The organism is Flavobacterium sp. P3_A6, from assembly GCF_056403035.1.
In genome coordinates, this window is sequence record NZ_JBFUGG010000008.1 from 76900 (window position 1) to 97712 (window position 20813).

13 protein-coding genes are annotated in these 20813 nt (G+C 33.5%); 11 read left to right on the forward strand and 2 right to left on the reverse strand.

Annotated elements, in window-relative coordinates; all coding sequences use genetic code 11:
* Window positions 1-336: 336 nt before the first annotated feature.
* The 11 genes from lon (at window position 337) to AC1DVP_RS10290 (ending at window position 17136) form a co-directional block, all read left to right on the forward strand.
* Window positions 337-2790, forward strand: a complete 2454-nt coding sequence (lon, locus tag AC1DVP_RS10240; protein ID WP_477183368.1) for an endopeptidase La — start codon at window positions 337-339, stop codon at window positions 2788-2790.
* A 90-nt stretch (window positions 2791-2880) separates the two neighbouring features.
* Complete coding sequence (locus tag AC1DVP_RS10245) at window positions 2881-3753, forward strand: helix-turn-helix domain-containing protein (RefSeq protein ID WP_477183369.1); 873 nt, start codon at window positions 2881-2883, stop codon at window positions 3751-3753.
* Between the two features lie 77 nt (window positions 3754-3830).
* Window positions 3831-4253: an SRPBCC family protein gene (locus AC1DVP_RS10250; RefSeq protein WP_477183370.1), complete on the forward strand. Its 423-nt coding sequence runs from the start codon at window positions 3831-3833 to the stop codon at window positions 4251-4253.
* A 167-nt stretch (window positions 4254-4420) separates the two neighbouring features.
* Window positions 4421-5443 (forward strand): type IX secretion system protein PorQ, encoded by a 1023-nt coding sequence (gene porQ, locus AC1DVP_RS10255; RefSeq protein WP_477183371.1) that lies wholly within the window; start codon window positions 4421-4423, stop codon window positions 5441-5443.
* A 49-nt stretch (window positions 5444-5492) separates the two neighbouring features.
* Window positions 5493-6182: a (d)CMP kinase gene (cmk, locus tag AC1DVP_RS10260; RefSeq protein WP_477183372.1), complete on the forward strand. Its 690-nt coding sequence runs from the start codon at window positions 5493-5495 to the stop codon at window positions 6180-6182.
* Window positions 6183-6259: 77 nt separating this feature from the next.
* Window positions 6260-7642 (forward strand): nucleoside permease, encoded by a 1383-nt coding sequence (locus tag AC1DVP_RS10265; protein ID WP_477183373.1) that lies wholly within the window; start codon window positions 6260-6262, stop codon window positions 7640-7642.
* A gap of 104 nt (window positions 7643-7746) precedes the next feature.
* Window positions 7747-7878 carry a hypothetical protein gene (locus tag AC1DVP_RS10270; RefSeq protein ID WP_477183374.1) on the forward strand — a complete coding sequence of 44 codons (132 nt, stop codon included), beginning with the start codon at window positions 7747-7749 and terminating at the stop codon, window positions 7876-7878.
* A gap of 333 nt (window positions 7879-8211) precedes the next feature.
* Window positions 8212-9990 carry a 30S ribosomal protein S1 gene (gene rpsA / locus AC1DVP_RS10275; RefSeq protein WP_477183375.1) on the forward strand — a complete coding sequence of 593 codons (1779 nt, stop codon included), beginning with the start codon at window positions 8212-8214 and terminating at the stop codon, window positions 9988-9990.
* 160 nt (window positions 9991-10150) lie between these two features.
* The gene (locus AC1DVP_RS10280; RefSeq protein ID WP_477183376.1) at window positions 10151-13963 is read left to right on the forward strand and encodes a T9SS type B sorting domain-containing protein; all 3813 of its coding nucleotides are present in this window, start codon (window positions 10151-10153) and stop codon (window positions 13961-13963) included.
* Between the two features lie 28 nt (window positions 13964-13991).
* Window positions 13992-14930: a PorP/SprF family type IX secretion system membrane protein gene (locus AC1DVP_RS10285; RefSeq protein WP_477183377.1), complete on the forward strand. Its 939-nt coding sequence runs from the start codon at window positions 13992-13994 to the stop codon at window positions 14928-14930.
* Window positions 14931-14940: 10 nt separating this feature from the next.
* Window positions 14941-17136 carry an OmpA family protein gene (locus AC1DVP_RS10290; protein WP_477183378.1) on the forward strand — a complete coding sequence of 732 codons (2196 nt, stop codon included), beginning with the start codon at window positions 14941-14943 and terminating at the stop codon, window positions 17134-17136.
* 72 nt (window positions 17137-17208) lie between these two features.
* Here AC1DVP_RS10290 and pheT read toward each other — a convergent pair whose 3' ends face one another.
* Together pheT and AC1DVP_RS10300 are read right to left on the reverse strand one after the other, a co-directional pair.
* Complete coding sequence (gene pheT, locus AC1DVP_RS10295) at window positions 17209-19629, reverse strand: phenylalanine--tRNA ligase subunit beta (protein WP_477183379.1); 2421 nt, start codon at window positions 19627-19629, stop codon at window positions 17209-17211.
* 307 nt (window positions 19630-19936) lie between these two features.
* Window positions 19937-20800 (reverse strand): bestrophin family protein, encoded by an 864-nt coding sequence (locus AC1DVP_RS10300; RefSeq protein WP_477183380.1) that lies wholly within the window; start codon window positions 20798-20800, stop codon window positions 19937-19939.
* Between the last annotated feature and the right edge of the window lie 13 nt (window positions 20801-20813).

Here is a 20813-nt window from a genome sequence, read left to right on the forward strand (position 1 = left end):
GTGCTGTACGTTCCCGCTTTTTTTTGATTCCTAAAAAGAATCAAAAAAAGAGCTCCACTGCCATCACTCACGCAAAATAACTACTGACCAGCAAAATTAATGCAAACCAAAAACTATGAATTTTAAGTCAGCTTCAAAAATCTTTCAAACAAGTAAAATGATTATTTATTAAAAGAAATTTCAAGTCACTTTACTTTTTGGCACAATGATTGCCTTAATTAATGCTCGAATATTTTAATGTATTTATGTATCGATATTAGTTTAAAATATTGTTATGATACCTTATATTTGCGTTCCGATCTAAAAAATTAATGACAAAAAGACTTAAACACTACTATGTCAAATCATAAAATACTTACTATTGACAATCTGTCACTTCAAGAATTTGATTCGGAAGCCGAATTAATTCCATTATTGACTCCAGAGGATGAGGAAGAAATGAATAATGAAGAACTGCCTGATTTTTTACCAATTTTACCTTTGCGCAATACTGTTTTGTTTCCTGGAGTTGTAATTCCAATTTCGGCGGGAAGAGATAAATCAATAAAACTGATTAATGACGCCAATGCCGCTGGAAAAGTAATTGGGGTAGTGGCCCAAATTAACGAGGAAGACGAAGATCCTTCATTTGATGATATTCATAAAATTGGTACAGTAGCTCGTATTCTTCGCGTTTTAAAAATGCCCGATGGTAATGTAACCGTCATCCTTCAGGGAAAAAAGCGTTTTGAAATTAGTGAAGTTGTATCGGAAACGCCTTATTTGAAAGCAAAAATCAAAGAAGTTCCTGAAAAAAGACCAACTAAAAAAGATACCGAGTTCAATGCGATCATTGATTCTGTAAAAGAATTGGCCGTTAAAATTATCAGCGAAAGCCCTAATATTCCTTCAGAAGCAACTTTTGCTATCAAAAATATTGGAAGCCCTTCATTCCTGATCAATTTTGTTTCATCCAACATGAATTTATCTGTCAATGAGAAACAAGAACTGTTATCTGTCAACGGATTAAAGGAACGTGCTCTGGAAACGCTTCGCTACATGAATGTGGAGCTGCAGAAATTAGAACTAAAAAATGACATTCAATCTAAAGTCCGTTTTGATTTAGACCAGCAGCAAAGAGAATATTTCCTGCATCAGCAAATGAAAACCATTCAGGAAGAATTGGGAGGCGTTTCGCAGGAAGAAGAAATGGATGAAATGAGCCTGAAAGCCAAATCCAAAAAATGGGACGATAAAACACAGAAACATTTCGATAAAGAATTGTCCAAAATGCGCAGAATGAATCCCCAAGCTCCTGATTTTGGAATTCAAAGAAATTATTTAGAGCTGTTTTTAGATTTACCTTGGGGTGATTATTCTAAAGATAATTTTGACTTAAAACATGCTCAAAAAATATTAGACAAAGATCATTTTGGTTTAGAGGACGTCAAAAAGAGAATGATTGAACATTTGGCAGTACTTAAATTAAGAAATGACATGAAGTCTCCAATCATCTGTTTGACAGGACCTCCTGGTGTTGGTAAAACATCCATTGGAAGATCTGTAGCAGAAGCATTGGGCAGAGAATATGTGCGTATCTCATTAGGCGGTTTGCGCGATGAAGCCGAAATTCGCGGGCACAGAAAAACCTATATAGGCGCTATGCCAGGACGCATCATTCAGAGTTTAAAGAAAGCCGGGACATCAAATCCTGTATTTGTTTTGGATGAAATTGATAAATTATCTTCCAGTAATAGCGGAGATCCTTCTTCTGCCTTATTGGAAGTTCTGGATCCAGAGCAAAACAGCGCTTTTTATGATAATTTCCTCGAAATGGGCTATGATTTATCCAAAGTGATGTTCATAGCAACTTCTAATAATATGGCGGCTATTCAGCCTGCATTGATTGACCGTATGGAAGTTATAAAAATGTCTGGATACACTATTGAAGAAAAAGTCGAAATTGCCAGAAAACATTTATTCTCTAAACAATTGACTGCCCACGGACTGAAAGCCAAAGACTTGACTATTGGAAAAAAACAATTAGAAAAAATTGTTGAAGGCTACACTCGTGAATCTGGAGTACGCGGATTGGAGAATAAAATTGCCCAAATCGTTCGTAATGCCGCCAAATCGGTAGCTATGGAAGAAGAGTACAACAAAAAAGTAACTGACGAAGATATTATAAAAGTTCTGGGGGTTCCAAGACTAGAAAGAGATAAATACGAAAATAATGAAGTCGCTGGCGTTGTAACCGGCCTTGCTTGGACTAGTGTAGGAGGAGATATTCTTTTTATCGAATCACTGCTTTCTCCCGGTAAAGGTTCCATGACTATTACCGGAAATTTAGGAACGGTAATGAAAGAATCGGCAACTATTGCTTTAGAATACATTAAAGCCAATGCTGAATTATTAGGATTAAACCCTGAAGTATTAACGAAATACAACATTCATTTACACGTTCCAGAAGGAGCAACTCCAAAAGATGGTCCTAGTGCTGGTATTGCTATGCTGACATCGTTAGTTTCTTTGCTTTCTCAAAAAAGAGTAAAGAAAAACTTAGCCATGACAGGAGAAATTACTTTGAGAGGAAAAGTATTGCCTGTTGGCGGTATTAAAGAAAAAATATTGGCAGCCAAAAGAGCGAATATCAAAGAAATCATCTTATGCCATGAAAACAAAAGCGATATTGATGAAATCAAAGCCGAATATTTAGAAGGACTTACGTTTCATTATGTAAAAGAAATGAGTGAAGTTTTAGAATTGGCCATAACAAAAGACAAAGTTAAAAACGCAAAGGATCTGAAATAAATTCCAATATTTTAAATCCAATAACAAAATTCCAAATTCCAAAAATTGAGTTATCTCAAAAGGGATTTGGAATTTTAAATATACAGACAGATGAAAGTAGTTCCTCAACTTTTATATCAGCATAAAAAAGTTCGAAAAATAATGGTCGACGGTCTATCTTGTATTGTACACAAAACAATTGATACCATTGATGTCAATACAGATCATTATGTTTCCTCTCATGTTTTGTCAGTTGTTCTAAAGGGAGAATTAAATATAGAAACATATTATGATGAAGAGCGATTTACTGCTACTCAAAACCAGTTGGTTTTTATACCGAAAGGCAGATATATGATTTCTGACATAATACCTAAAAATGGCGAATTTGAAGCAGTTTTTTACTTTTTTGAAGAAAAGCTGATTAATAGTTTTTTACTTGAAATTAAGCCCGTTAAAACATCTGATTTAAAACCTGTTTTGCTTCTAAATTACGCCGAAAACATAAAAGCTTTTACAGAAGCAATCCTGAAAATTTATCCTGAAAACACAAATAAAGAAGTTACAAAATTAAAGCTTTTAGAATTATTGCATCTAATTTACAACTCGCCTCAACAAGATCATTTAGTACAAATTTTAGCCTCAATAAGCTCAAAGAAAAAAAGAAATCTTGAGGAGTTAATGCTGGATAATTATGATAAGCCATTAAGTATTGAAGATTATGCTTTTTTGGCAGGCAGAAGCATCTCGACTTTTAATAGAGATTTTCAAAGAAAATTTGATATATCGCCAAAAAAATGGATAGTAAATAAAAGGCTTGAAAAAGCTGTAGAATTATTAAGTTCTTCAAATTTAAATATTGAGCAAATTTCAATCGAAGTCGGTTACGAAAATATCTCCTACTTCATTAATTTATTTGGAAAACATTTTGGTATTTCTCCAAAACAGTTTCTTATTCAAAAAAGAGCAGGCAAGGTTTTGAACTAATAGTGATACTTTTGCAAAAAATCAAAATTTATTTATTTTTCACTGTTTTACTTTTGCTTAAAACATAAAACATAGCAATGAGTAAAATAAAAGTTAGCCTAAAATCAACAGGCATAGTTAATTTAGAGAAAAAAATAATTTGGGAAAAATTAGTAAGTTTTGGAGGCACGGAAAAATTTGTGCCTGATCTTATTGAAAAAGTTATTGTACAAGGAAATGGAATTGGTGCCATTCGAAATATTTATCTCAAAGGCGGAGGTGAAATAGTTGAAAAGCTAACTTTAGCGAATGAAAATAAATTGGAACTGAAATTCATTATTCTATCAACTCCAATGCCTGTTTATAATTATGAAGGAATATTTAATATCAGCTCCATAAACGATACTAAAAGTGAAGTAGAATTTGAATCTATTTATGAAGTTTTACCCAATCAGGAAAATGAAATGAATGGTATTATTAAAAATTTTCAAGAAATATTTATATCCAATTTAGACAAATAGAAGTCTTATTAGTAAATAAACAACAAATTCCAATCTTAATATTTTTTAGTTCTGGAATTTGCTGTTTATTTTTTTGTTTGAAATTATATATTAGATTTTGATTTTTTCAAATTTATAATTTTATCTTCGCAGTTGCGGTTTAGTACAGGTAAAAGCTCTTTTCAAGCATGTCAAAACAATCTGTTTTTCTTTTTTTTATATTGATTTGTTCGGCTTCTTACGGACAAATAGGAGGGAAGTACACTTACGAGTTTTTGAACTTGGTTACTTCGCCAAGACAAGCAGCACTAGGCGGAAAAGTAATTACCATTTATGATGAAGACGTCAATCAGGCACTTTTCAATCCTGCATCAATCAATGATGAAATGGATAATCGTTTGTCTTTAAATTACGGAAATTACTACCAAGAAGTAACATACGGAACCGCTTCTTATGCTTATACTTATGACCAGCATCTGCAGACATTTCAAGCAGGCATCAATTATATTAACTACGGAAAATTTGATGGATATGATGAAAATGGAGTACCTACAAGTTCATTTACTGGCAGCGAAATAGCCCTTTCGTTGGGATATGCCTATAATATTCCCTATACCGATATTCACATAGGTACTAATGCTAAACTTATTCAGTCCACATTAGAAAGCTACAGCTCTTTTGGAGGAGCCGTAGATCTTGGAATGGTGTATATTGATAAAAAGAATGATGTCAATTGGGCTTTAACCTTAATGAATATTGGAACTCAATTTACTACATATGACGGCACAAGAGAAAATCTGCCTTTTGAAATTATCGCAGGAGTTTCTCAAGAACTAGAGCATGTACCCTTACGCTGGCACTTAACCATTGAAAATTTACAGCAATGGAATTTGGCATTTTCTAATCCTGTGAATTCTGAAACTTCTATTGATGGCACTGTAACCGAAGAAAAAGCATCCTTTTTTAACAATGTGCTACGGCACATGATTTTTGGTGCGGAACTTTTCCCAAAGAAAGCCTTTAATATTAGATTGGGATATAATTTTAGAAGATCTTCAGAACTGCAGATTCAAGATCAGCGCAATTTCTCTGGACTGTCATTTGGTTTTGGACTAAAGCTAAACAAACTGAAATTTAATTATTCGTACTCCAAATATACTTTAGCAGGAAATACCAGCTTGTTTGGATTGATAATTAATTTTGGGGAATGATTTTCAGAATAAAGAGAAAAGACTTAGAACTTATTTTTAAAATAAAAACATGAAAAAGATCACCATAGCAATAGACGGATTTTCATCCACTGGAAAAAGCACATTAGCCAAACAGCTCGCTAAACATTTAGGATATGTATATGTAGATACTGGTGCTATGTACCGTGCAGTAACCTTATTTGCAATGCAAAACAATTGCATTGGAATCGAATTTTTAGATAAAGACAAATTGGTAAACAGCTTACCTTCTATAAAATTAAGTTTTAAATTCAATCCTGAGTTGGGTTTTGCAGAAATGTACCTGAATGATATCAATGTGGAAACCGAAATTAGGACTTTGGAGGTTTCCAGTTTTGTTAGCGCGGTAGCGGCAATTTCCGAAGTACGTTCCAAATTAGTCGAACAGCAACAGGAAATGGGTGCAGCAAAAGGAATTGTTATGGATGGAAGAGACATAGGAACGGTTGTCTTTCCAAATGCCGAGCTTAAAATATTTATGACGGCAGGAGCCGATACACGTGCGCAAAGACGTTTTGACGAATTGCAGGCAAAAGGAGATTCTGTTTCCTATGAAGAGGTTTTGAAAAATGTAGTGGAACGCGATTATGTTGATACACATAGAGACGACTCTCCTTTGATAATAGCTGAAGATGCTATTGAAGTTGACAATTCATATTTGGACCGCAAGGAGCAGTTTGATATTGTTTTGGATTTGGCAAATGAAGTGATTAATAGCTAGTATTTTTTGGTAATATCAATTTTAATGGTAGATTTACGCGTCTCAAAAATCTACAAATAAAAAATACAAATCATCTTATGGGAGTTAAAAACAGATTGATAATAATGAGTTTTCTTCAATTTTTTGTTTGGGGAGCATGGTTAATTACAATTGCAAATTATTGGTTTGGAACCAAAAACTGGGAAGGTACCCAATTTGGTTTAGTTTTTGGAACTATGGGGATTGCTTCCCTTTTTATGCCTACAATAGCTGGTATTATAGCTGACAGATGGATTAATGCCGAAAAATTATACGGAGGTCTTCATATTTTATATGGCGCTGTTTTATTTTACATCCCTGAAGTTATTACTCCAACTGCTTTTATTTATGTGATGCTATTGGCTATGTGTTTTTATATGCCAACGATTGCTTTGAGCAATTCAATTTCATACAATGCTTTGAAGATTAACAACAAAGATGTTGTTAAGAATTTTCCACCCATTCGTGTTTTTGGAACTATTGGTTTTATAGTAGCGATGTGGATGACCAATTTGACAGGAAACAAAGCGACTGCTTATCAATTTTATATTGCTGGAATTTCGGCTGTTGTACTGGGGATTTATTCTTTTACTTTGCCTAAATGCAAACCACAGCGATTAATCAAAGAAGACGCTTCTTTGATGGAAACTTTGGGATTGGAGTCTTTTAAATTATTTGCTAATTACAAAATGGCTTTGTTCTTTATTTTTTCCATGTTCTTGGGTGGCGCTTTGCAATTAACAAATGCTTATGGAGATGTATTTTTGGATGAGTTTAAACATTTTCCTAAATACGCTGACTCTTTTGTAATAAAATATTCGACCATTATCATGTCTATTTCTCAAATATCGGAGACTTTATTCATACTTGCCATTCCATTTTTCTTAAAACGTTTTGGAATCAAACAGGTTATGCTGATTAGTATGCTGGCTTGGGTATTGCGTTTTGGATTGTTTTCTTTTGGGAATCCTACCGATGGATTATGGATGATTGTATTGTCTTGCATCGTTTACGGAATGGCTTTTGATTTTTTCAACATATCGGGGTCTTTGTTTGTGGAGACACATGCTGATGCCAAAAATCGTTCTTCGGCTCAAGGAATGTTTATGATGATGACTAATGGAGTAGGAGCAATATTAGGAAGTACAACTTCAGGATGGGCGATTGATCGTTTTTTTACAAAATCTTTTAGCTCTAGTACTGAATTGGCTTCATTTTTACAGACTGATGTTACAAACCCAAAAATGTTGGAATTTATAAAAAGCCAAGGAAATTCAATTTCTGTAAATGGTTTGTTTGATAAAGTAATCATGATGAAAGATTGGCATATGATTTGGCTGGCTTTTGCCAGTTATGCTTTGATTGTTGCAATTGCGTTTGCCATTTTATTCAAGCATGAGCACAATCCAAATGAAGATGTTGTTGAGAACTTGAGTCATTAATTGTAATTCAGATTAAAATATATAATCCTAACAGGTTTTAAACTTGTTAGGATTTTTTACATATAAATGCTGCTTATAAATAGGCAACTAATTAAATAACATTTATGATAAAACAAATTTTTGGAGTAATTGCAGGTTACGCCATTTTTGTAATAAATTCAGTGTTTCTTTTTAGGCTTTCAGGTGTTAAGCCACATTCGTATTCCTCCTTCGTCGGAATTGACAAAATTGCGTAAAAACTTATCGGGACTATAATCTCTTATGAAAAACTAAACGTCTAAACTAGCCCCGATAGTAGTGAAAATCCTTGTTTGCTGGAGTTTGGCAAACAAGATTGTAACGGATAGCGGGACTAAACTCTCTGAAAAAGCAAAATTTTCTGCTCCTGAAACAATAGATTGATAATCATATGTGTTTTGTTTTGCTAGTTCAGAAAAAAGAATTAATTTTGCACACCTTTTGGTGAATAGGAGTTTCCTTTAGGTATCAACAATTTAAGTAAAACAACTTCTGTTTTTTCTATCACTTTGAGAAACTCAAGAAAAACAGAATACAAATTTTTTATCAGCATGTCTGAACAATTAAAATCACAAGAAGAGTTTTTAGCAAATTTTAACTGGCATAACTTCGAAGAAGGTATCGATGCAGTAGATGAAAAAAACTTATTGGAATTCGAAGAACTAGTATCAAAAACTTTTATTGCAACTGACCAAGAAGAAGTAGTTGAAGGAGTAGTTGTAAGAATCACAGATAGAGACGTTATCGTTGATATCAACGCAAAATCGGAAGGTGTTATTTCATTGAACGAATTCCGTTACAACCCAGCTTTAAAAGTAGGTGATAAAGTAGAAGTATTAATTGACATCCGTGAGGACAAAACTGGTCAATTGGTATTATCTCACAGAAAAGCACGTACTATCAAATCTTGGGATAGAGTTATTTCTGCTAACGAAACAGGAGAAATCGTTAATGGTTTTGTGAAATGCAGAACTAAAGGCGGTATGATCGTTGACGTTTTCGGAATTGAAGCTTTCTTACCAGGATCTCAAATTGATGTTAAGCCAATTAGAGACTACGATGTATATGTAAACAAAATGATGGAATTCAAAGTGGTAAAAATTAACCACGAATTCAAAAATGTTGTTGTTTCTCATAAAGCGCTTATTGAAGCGGATATTGAAGTACAGAAAAAAGAAATCATCGGTCAATTACAAAAAGGACAAGTATTAGAAGGTGTTGTTAAAAACATTACTTCTTATGGTGTGTTCATTGACTTAGGTGGTGTTGATGGATTAATTCACATTACTGACCTTTCTTGGAGCAGAATCAACCATCCAAGTGAAGTTCTTGAATTAGACCAAAAATTAAACGTTGTAATCCTTGATTTCGATGATGAGAAAACAAGAATTCAATTAGGATTGAAACAATTGAACGCTCACCCATGGGATGCTTTGAACGCTGATTTGAAAATTGGTGACAAAGTAAACGGTAAAGTAGTTGTAATCGCTGATTACGGTGCATTTATCGAAGTTGCTGAAGGTGTTGAAGGTTTAATCCACGTTTCTGAAATGTCATGGTCTACTCATTTACGTTCTGCTCAAGATTTCGTAAAAGTAGGTGATGTTGTTGAAGCTGTTATCTTAACTCTTGACAGAGATGACCGTAAAATGTCATTAGGTATCAAACAATTGACTCAAGATCCTTGGACTGATATCACGGCTAAATACCCTGTAGGTTCTAAACATACAGGTATCGTTAGAAACTTTACAAACTTTGGTATTTTCGTAGAATTAGAAGAAGGAATTGATGGATTAATTTACATCTCTGACTTATCTTGGACTAAGAAAATCAAACACCCATCTGAATTTGTAAATGTTGGTGAAAAACTTGATGTAGTTGTATTAGAATTAGATGTTGAAGGACGTAAATTATCTTTAGGTCACAAACAAACTACTGCTAATCCTTGGGATCAATACGAAGATTCTTTCGCTGTAGGAACTATCCACAATGGTGAGATTTCTGAAATCGTTGACAAAGGAGCTACTGTAGAATTCGGAGATGATATCGTTGCTTTCATTCCTACTCGTCACCTTGAAAAAGAAGACGGTAAGAAATTGAAAAAAGGAGATTCTGCTGATTTCAAAGTAATTGAATTCAACAAAGAATTCAAAAGAGTAGTTGCTTCTCACACTGCTATCTTCCGTGAAGAAGAAGAGAAAAACGTGAAAGCTGCAACCGAAAATACTTCATCTGCATCTACTACAAATGCACCAGCTGCAACTTTGGGAGATAACAATGATGTATTAGCTGCATTGAAAGCTAAAATGGAAAAATCAGAGAAAAAATAATTCTTCGATTTTCTGAATATAAAAAGTCCCGATTAAATCGGGACTTTTTTTGTTAAAATATCATTTTTTCATATCTAACGCATTTTTAATCAATTAAAAAGAATAAAACTGTATTTTCAATTCGAAAAATGTTTATTTTTGATAAAACTAAATACAATTTATGGTTCGAAAATTATCTTTCTCCTCCAAATTTGCATTACCTGCTTGTTTAATTGTTTTGTTTTTTTCTGTATTTTCAACAGACATATATGCTCAATGTGCCGGGAATAACAACAGCCTCACTTTATGCAGCAGTGATATAACTAATATTAGCAGTCAAACAATTGATTTGAATGCACTATTAGGGTCACATACAGCAGGAGGTACTTGGAGTGATGACGATAATTCTGGCGGGCTAAATTTAGCAACAGGTATTTTAAATGCCCAAAAAGTATTTGAAAGTGGAGTCTATCATTATACCTATACAGTAGATGGAGTTGTTGGCTGTATTACTAATACGGCTATGATAGAAGTTACTATTGGTGGATATGCAGGAATTCCGGGACCAAATAATTCTATCTGCAGTTCAGATCATTCGTATAGCTTATTTCAAGTTTTTCAAGGAACACCAGTTTTAGCTCCACAAAGCGGAGGAACTTGGGAAGGGCTTGATTATACAGGAGGGTTAAATACTGTAACTGGTAATTTGAATGCTTCTGTTCCGCCTCCTTACAACACATACTCCTATAAATACACTATAAATGCTATTGGAAGCTGCCCAAAGGTATCGTCTCAAGTCGCAGTATCCATTTATCGTACTCCAGAACCAGGCACACCCACTAATTTAAACCTGTGTTCCAACCAGCTTAGTGCATATACAAATATAAATTTATATAATCAACTGAATGGGGAAGATGCCGGCGGAACTTGGACAGAATCAGGAACATCAGAACTAAGCAATAGCACAGACTCTACAATTGACATTCAAAACATATACAATACAAAAGGCCCTGGTTATTACAGATTTACGTATACCGTAAAACCTCCAAAAGATGATCGGGTTTGTACCGACCAATCAGCTACTGTAATTATTGCAATAGGAGAACAGCTAGATTTTACCACTGCAACACTAAGTGTACATCCTGATCCTGTTTGTGAAAATGATTTAACAACTACAATTTATACCGGAATTTTAACACAAGGAACAAAAGCAATTGCAAATGGGACATATAGAGTTGACTATTCAATATCAGGTGTAGGTTTCTTTACCACCTTTCAAAACTTTTCTAATGGTGTTTTAACATTCCCAATTCCCACGTCTTATTTTTTACAAGTTAGAAATTACACAATCAGCGTAAACAATGTTACTTTGACCTCAAGCCCTGTTTTTTGTTCCAGCATTGTTGGAACAATTGAAGATGTACTGCATATTTATCCAAGCCCTAAGATTAATAGCGCCACTCTTACGATTGCTCCTGTTTGTCAGGGTTCGGATGCTATAATCCAGTTTTCCGGCACTTCAAATCTTTCCGATGGAAGCTATGATATTATTTACAATTTAAGCGGGAGTAACATTCTAAACGGAATACCTGCAACAATGAATGTAACTAGCGGATTGGCTACATTTAATGTTCAATCAGCTTATATCCCAAAGACTGGCACTACAACAATTGCAATTACTAAAATCACCAATTCTCTTACTGGCTGTCATAATACATCAACACTTAGAAAAGATTTTATTGTGAATCCCTCTCTAGATCTAGCTAATTTAGGGATTAATATTAAAGATGCCTGTGTTGCCCAACCAATTGAAGTAACTTTAACTAATTTAGGCGTATTAACTTCCATTGACGTTGCTTATAACCTTACAGGAAACAATAATGCAGGTTCCAAAATTGTTTCCTTGACCGCTGTCTCTGGTCAGGTTAAATTTCTCCTTCCAGCCAGCGATATTCCTAATACAGGATTAACCACTTTGAACATAACAAATGTAACAAACACTATAACAGGCTGTACATTTGCAATAAATAAACCAATTCCTTTTACAGTTAATCCACTTCCAAATACCCCTGTGGCTTCGGGCGGACCTTTCTGCAGCACAGATAATGCAACTGTTGCCAATTTAACCCCACAAGGAAATCAATACCAATGGTTGGATTCTGCAACAAGCACGGTTCCATTGGCCAGTACGACTCTTTTACATACTGGAAATTATTATGTTAAAGAAGTAAATCCGACGACTCATTGTGAATCAGCCTTAAAAATGATTCCCATAACTATTAATACAACTCCTCAAATTGATAGTGCCAGATTATCAATTGCACAAACTTGTCAATCCTATACTGTAACTGTTCTATTAGGAGGAAGTTCAAACCTTGTTAATGGAAGTTACAATGTACTCTATAATTTAAGCGGTGCCAATACTGGCTCAGGTATAACAGCTGTCCTTAGCGTAATTAGCGGAGTTGGCCGATTTGAAATTCTGTCTAATTTTGTTCCAAATGCAGGTTCGACCACAGTTTTAATAACAAATATTACCAATCCTACTACAGGCTGTACAAATACAGCAAATCTAAGCAGATCCTTTACAACAAACCCATTACCCGATATTACTAACATGGTGACAACTATTAAAGATATTTGTCAAGGGCAGGCCACAAACGTAGAGTTATCAGGTTTAGGATCTTTAACTACAATCAATATTAATTATCAATTATTGGGAGCTAATATAGTTAACTTAAAAACCATTCCATTAACTGTAACAAATGGAAAAGTCAGTTTTGTAATTCCAGCAACTGATATACCTAAAGCAGGATTAACCACTTTTAATCTAACAAACATTACCAATACTGCAAATGGCTGTCCTTTATTCGTTGATCAAAAAACTAATTTCACAGTAAATGGACCACCAGATACCTCTAATATGGTTGTAACTGTTAAAGATGGCTGTCCAAATCAGCCTCTAAATGTTACTATTTCAGGATTGGGAACCTTATCCAGTATCACATTAAGCTATGCTGTATCTGGAGCCAATACAATTAATCTACAAACCGATCCTTTAGTTGTAACTGGAGGCAACACTAATTTTACAATACCAGGCTCTAGACTTTCTGTCACAGGAACTAATTCATTAGTTATAAACGGGATAGTCAATTTAGTCACTACTTGTTCTGCTGTAGTAAATCTTATTCCTCAAAACTTTGCTATTTTACCAATTCCAAATATGCCAGTTGCGAATAATCAAGGATTTTGTAAAGAAGATTCAGCAACAGTTGCCAATTTAAAGCCCAGCGGAACACAATATAAATGGTATGATTCTGCTGCAGGCACATCACCATTACTGCCTAACACTCTTTTGGTAACTGGAAATTACTATTTGAAAGAAATAAATCCCGCAACAGGATGTGAATCAAATGCAACTGTTGTAAGTATCACAATAAACAGTGTACCAGCGCCAACACTAAAAACTAATGGAGAAAATTTTTGCGGAGCTGACAAACCAACTATTAAAAATTTATCCAGCAATACTGATTATACTGGAGATTTAACATGGTATAATGCACCTGTCAATGGAACTGCCCTTGCCAATACCGAATTGCTTACCGAGGGAACAACTTACTATGGAATTGATTACAATCCAAATACTAAATGTGTTTCAGAACCATTACAGGCTACTGTAACATTAATTTCCTGTAATGTAACACCAGACGGCTTAACGATTCCTGATGGTTTTTCACCAAATGGAGACGGCATTAACGATACATTCAAAATATTAGATATCGAATATTTGTTTCCAAATTTCAGCATAGAAATATTTAATAGATATGGAAATATCATGTTCAAAGGAAATATCAACAAACCAGATTGGGATGGAAAAAATTCTAATTCAAGTTTTATAAGCGGTGATGCTGGTACTGGGGTGTATTTTTATATTATCAATTATAATAAAGACAACTTCTCCCCAAGACAAGGACAGCTTTATTTGAACCGATAATTCTTTTTTTACTACTAAATTTATTCAAATGAAAAAATTAATACTTTTTGTGTTTTTTTTCCTTTCCATACTAAAGGCGAGCGCTCAGCAAGACCCTCATTTTACACAGTATATGTACAATATGAGTGTAATAAACCCTGCTTATGCAACAGATATACCGGCAATCTTAAATTTAGGAAGCCTGTATCGTTACCAATGGGCAGGAATTAAAGGCGCTCCAAAAACGATGACTTTATTTGCACATACTCCTATTAATGAAAAAATAGAAACAGGATTATCATTAATTTCGGATGATATTGGTGATGGCGCCAAAAAAGAAACTAATGTATTTGCTGATTTTGCTTATATTGTTCATTTAAATGAGATACATAAACTTTCCTTTGGAATAAAAGCCGGGTTCTCTACAATAAGTACAAACTTTAATGGCTTTCAATTAAATAGCGGTGATGTTTCTACTGATTTGGCATTTGCTGAAAACACAAATCAAACTATGCCTAATATTGGGGCAGGAGCATATTACTTCACTGATAATTATTATGTAGGACTGTCTGTTCCAAACATACTTACTGCCGAACATATAGGATCATCTAAAGGCCAAATTAATTCCTTTGGAACTCATAGAGTTCATGGTTACTTAACAGGAGGCTATGTTTTTGATATCAATGAAGAATTCAAATTAAAGCCAGCTGCTATGGCAATATTTGTTGAAGGAGCACCGGTTTCTGTAGATTTAACTGCAAATGTACTATATAATGAAAAGTTTGAACTTGGTGCCGCTTATCGGTTTGGAGATGCTGTAAGCGTTCTTATGAATGTAAATGTAGCTCCTAATTTAAAGATTGGTTATTCATACGATTATACTATTTCTAATCTGAGTCAATTTAATTCGGGTTCACATGAAATAGTATTATTGTATAATTTGGATTTATTGGGTAAAGGATATAATAAATCGCCTAGATTCTTCTAAAAAAATAAAGATGAAAAGAATATATATACTCTTAATTGTTTTTACAATCCAATTTGCACAAGCCCAACAGCAGGATTTGCAAAGAGCAAACCATTTTTTTAACAAAACGTATTATAGCGAAGCCATTCCTTTGTATGAAAAAATTAGACTCAAAGACCAAAGTACTGCAATAATTCAAAATTTGGGAGATTGTTATTACTATACCAATCAATATGATAAAGCTCAAGCACAATATTCTATTTTATTTCGAAGCGAAAGCAAAGAACTTAATGACGACTTTTATTTTAAATACGCACAAACGCTAAAAGCCAGAGGAAAATATACTGAAGCCAATACTGTCCTGAGAAATTACTATGAAGTTTCAAATAATAAAACCGCAATTGAAAAATTAGACAAGGATATCAAAAGCTTAAGCAATGTCACAGCAATTGGAGATAGATTTGAAATCGTAAATTTAGCCTTGAACACACCAAACTCTGAATTTGGAGGAGTGGTTTTCAACGATAATTTAGTATTTGCAGCTGTAAAAAAGAAACCCAATCTATTTGATAAAACCTATAAATGGAATAATGAGGGTTATCTGAATTTAGTAAGCATTCCATTGAAGAATATAAACGCAAAGGATTCCATTGTAACTTATTTTTCTAAAGAATTGAAATCACCAATGCATGAATCGAATGCTATTTTTACAAAAGATGGCAAAACAATGTATTTTACCCGAAACAATTACAATAATGGAAAGAGAGGAAAAGATGCAAACAAAATATCAAACATTCAGATTTTCAGAGCAGAATTAATCAATGGTAAATGGACAAATATCGTGTCATTACCATTCAACAGTCCTGAATATTCAGTAGAACATCCTGCTTTAAGCCCTGATGAGAAAACATTATATTTTGCCTCTGATATGCCAGGAACATTAGGATCTTTTGACATTTTCAGTGTTTCTGTTGACGGCTTAACATATGGAGTTCCAACCAATTTAGGAGAAAATATAAATACATCGAAAAGAGAGCAATTTCCATTTGTTTCTAAAGACCATCAATTGTATTTTTCTTCGAATGGACTGGAAGGATATGGAGCTTTAGATATTTTTGTTTCGGATATTCACAATAATTCATATTCTAAAGCTTTGAATGTTGGGCTTCCTGTAAATTCTGGTTATGATGATTTTGCCTATTATATTGACTCAGATTCCAAAGAAGGTTATTTTTCTTCGGATAGGTCTGAGGGAAAAGGAAAAGATGATATTTATTCATTCAAAGAAACCAAAGAATTGCTTATTGAAGACTGCAAACAATATATCGCAGGAATAATTACCGATACAGATTCCCATCTTGCATTAGAAAATGCAAAAGTCATATTAAGAAACAATGAGAATCAAGAACTTGATAAAACTATAACTGCTGCAGATGGAAAATTTAATTTTTCTATTGTATGTGAGTCTAAGTATTCGTTATTGGTAACAAAAGAAAATTATACTGAAAATTCAAAATCATTAACTGCTTCTAAAGAGAGAAATAAATCCAATGATGGCTCTATGGAAATCAGATCATTGGAAATAATTAAAAAAGAAGAACAATTAGCAGCAGAAAAATTGAAAGCTGCAGAATTAGTGGCACTTGAACAAAAAAGAAAAGATGATGCAATTGCTTTGCAAGAACAAAAAATAGCTGAAGCTAATGCTCTTGAATCCAAAAAACTAGCTGAATTAGCAGCGATTCAGCAATTGAAGAATGACAAACTCGCAGCAGATAAAAAACAAAAAGAATTAGCTGAAGCAAAGAAAAAAGAAAAAACGGCAGCTATAGTTGCAGCCGAAAAAGATGTTGTCAAAGATAAAGACCGATTAATCATAAAAACAGAACCTATTTATTTTGATTACAACATGTGGTACATCCGAAAGGAATCTAAAAAAATTCTAAATCGTGTGGTTGAATTAATGAACAAATATCCAGAAATGGTCGTTGAAATTGGTTCTCATACAGATAATCGCGGTACTGCAAAATTCAACTTGACTCTTTCTCAAAATAGAGCCGATGCAACAAGAAACTATATTTTAGAACAAGGAATTTCTAAAAACAGAATACAAGCTAAAGGATATGGAGAATCTGTTCCAATTGTAAAATGCATTCCTGAAGATTCATGTGATGAAGAACAGCATGAGCTAAACAGAAGAAGTGAGTTTGTGATTAAAAATMTATAAAAATACATTGACTTAAAACAAAAAAAACTAATTCATATGAATTAGTTTTTTTTTATTCAAATTTGAAAAACATTATCTCAAACTTGCTCCAAGTTCGGTTTCAAAATTCTTTTGCAGCTTATTCATGATTTTATCAATCTGAGCATCTTCTAGTGTTTTGGTAGTATCTTGAATGATAAAACTCAATGCATACGATTTTTTTCCTTCTGGTAAATTCTGGCCTTCATACACATCAAATAAATTGACATTTTTCAATAACGCTTTTTCAGTTTGTCTAGCAATCGTATAAATAGTATCATAAGTTATATCTTGATCTACTAATAAAGCTAAATCTCTACGGACTTCAGGATATTTCGGTATATCGGTATATTTAATTTTACTGGACATTAATTTTAAAACTGCCACCCAATTAAAATCAGCATATAAAACTTCTTGTTTTATTCCAAAATGCTTAAGAATTGATTTCTTAACAACGCCAAATTCAACTAAAGTATCATTTCCTAATCCAAATGCAATCCCTTCCGAAAATACATCTGAAGAAACGGCTACACTTTTAGCATTAGAAATTCCTAATCTCGAAAGTATAGCTTCAACATATCCTTTAAACAAAAAGAAATCAGAAGGTTTTTGAGCATTTGTCCAGCTCTCTTGGTTTCTATTTCCTGTCTGGAATAATGTTAAATGCTTAATTTCCTCATATCCAGCAAGAAATTTATGGTATGATTTCCCGAATTCAAATAATTTTAAATCCGCATTCTTGCGGTTAATATTATATGATATTGCTTCCAATCCAGAGAATAGCAATGACTGGCGCATTGTTGCTAAATCACTGCTCAGCGGATTTAACATTGTCACATTATAATCCTCTTTTAAGGTTTCCGAAAGCTGTACATACGAAGCTGTAGTCAATGAATTGGCCATCATTTCATTAAATCCTTGAGAATTCAATTGGCTTGCAATGGTATTTTGTACTTTATAATCTTCATTTCTTGGCGAATTAGACACTGTCGCATTTAACTTCTTGGAGAATACAATATTATTATATCCATATACTCTCAAAATTTCCTCGATAACATCAATTTCTCTTTGTACATCAACGCGATAAGCTGGAATTATTAATCCCAAACCAGCGTCAGAAACACTGTTAATTTTAATTTCTAAAGAAGCTAAAATTTGTTTGATGGTATCTTTTGGCAGTTCTTGACCTATAATTCTGGAAACATTTTTGAAATTCAAGAACACAGTAAAGTCTTCAATTTTCTTTTGATAGATATCTACAATGTCGGATGTTATTTCACCGCCTGCTACTTCTTGGATCAATAAAGCAGCTCTTTTTAAAGCATATTCAGTAATTGTTGGATCAATTCCTCTTTCAAATCTAAAAGAAGCATCGGTATTCAATTGATGTCTTTTGGCAGATTTACGAATACTTACTGGATTAAAATAAGCACTCTCTAAGAAAATAGAAGTCGTTGTCTCTGTCACTCCAGATTTTTTTCCTCCAAAAACTCCCGCAATACATAATGGTCCTTTTTCGTCACAAATCATTAAATCCTCTTCGTGCAAAGTTCTTTCTATGTCATCCAATGTGACAAACTTAGTCCCTGCAGGAAGTGTCTGCACTAAAATTTTTCCATTAATCTTAGTAGCATCAAAGGCATGCAGGGGCTGACCTAAATCATGCAATACGTAATTAGTAACGTCTACAATATTATTTTTTGGGTTTATCCCAATAGCTTTTAATCTGTTTTTTAACCATTCTGGAGATTCTTTTACGGTAAGTCCAGAAATAGTTACGCCACAATATCTTGGAGCAAGCTGAATATCTTTTACATCAACATCTATTTTTAAAGTTCTTTTATCAACTCTAAAATTACTAACTGATGGAGTAATCAATTCAACATTAATTCCTGTTTGAATCAAACCAGCTCTTAAATCACGTGCAGTGCCTAAATGACTCATAGCATCAGCACGATTAGGCGTTAAGCCAATCTCAAAAACTTCGTCATTTTCTATTTTAAAAACAGTAGAACCTAATGTTCCCGCTGGAATTGATTCATCTAAAACCATAATTCCGTCATGACCTTCACCTAAACCTAATTCGTCTTCGGCGCAAATCATTCCGTGGCTTTCCTGTCCGCGAATCTTTCCTTTTTTTATGGTAAATGAATTTCCTTCTTTATCATATAAAACTGTTCCAATGGTTGCTACTGGCACTTTTTGCCCTGCCTCAACATTACTGGCACCGCAAACAATTTGTATTGGAGTACCGTCTCCAAGATCGACAGTAGTAATTTTTAAACGATCGGCATCAGGATGTTGTACACAAGTTAATACATGTCCCACAACAATACCTTCTAATCCTCCTTTTATAGATTGGTATTTCTCAACAATTTCTACTTCAAGTCCTAAATCGGTAAGTAATGCTGATGTTTCCTCGGATTTCCAATCTATTTTAATGAACTGTTTTAGCCAGTTATAAGATATTTTCATTTTACGTTTTTTTCAAGATTACTTCGTCCGTTTGCCCTACGGTCTCGAGCGCAAATATAATCAATGTTTCGTGAGGGTCAAAGTTAGTTTGTGGCAAAATTTAAAACTATGACAACAAATTTTATTTTGAAATCTGAGTTTGATTCTAATGGAAAATGATAGCAAAGTAGTACTATAAATCCCTTTAACCCTGATCGAAATGATATCTTTGCTTTTTTTCTTTAAAAAAGCAAAGATAAAGTGAAGAGCAGGACCCATATAACAAAAAATGCGTAATGTTCCTGTTCCTAAAAATAATTAATAAAACTTATAAAATTTMTTCTATATGTCTTTTTATATTTTGAGTGATTTTTGTTATTGGCAAGTCGTTGTCATCGTAACCAAATGGTTCTTCAATTTCTTCAGAAATTATTTCGATACTTGCCAATGCATAAAAAATAAAAGACACCACAGGAATTACATAATATCCCAAAGTGAAAGAATATGCATACGGTAAGGTCAAGACAAAGATGAAAATGAATTTTTTGATAAAAGTACTGTATGAATAGGGGATTGGGGTATTTTTGATGCGCTCGCAAGCACCGCAAATATCTGTAAACGATTGAATTTCATTATTCAAAATGATTAATTGGTCTCCTGTTATTTTATGAGAAACATACAAATCATTAATTTTTTGGAACAGCATTTTAGCGATTTGATTGGGTCTGTGTTTGTGGTGATCTAAGGCTAAATCGACATCCTCAAACAATTGCATGCTCGTTTCTTCGTCTTTCAAATGCTTGTTCAACATTGAAGCGTAACTAGGAATCAATTTTCGGAAATAGGCTAAATCCTTTTCATCTTTTAATATTACTGAAAGTTTAATGGCTAGATTACGGCTATTATTAACTAAAGCCCCCCATAATTTGCGTCCTTCCCACCAACGATCATAAGCAGAATTGATTCGATATGCCAATAATAAAGAGATTACAAAACCTAATGTTGTATGAATAACAGAAAGGTTTTTAACATGACTGTTTTCGTCTAATTTGAAATATTCCATTTCAAAATAAGCAATGATTCCAGAATAAGCTGCAATTATAAGCAGAATAGGGAATAGTTCTTTAAAAGAATCTGATTTATGAAAACGAAAAATGTACGCGAACCAAATTTTAGGATTATAGGATATCATTCTGACTTTTTAT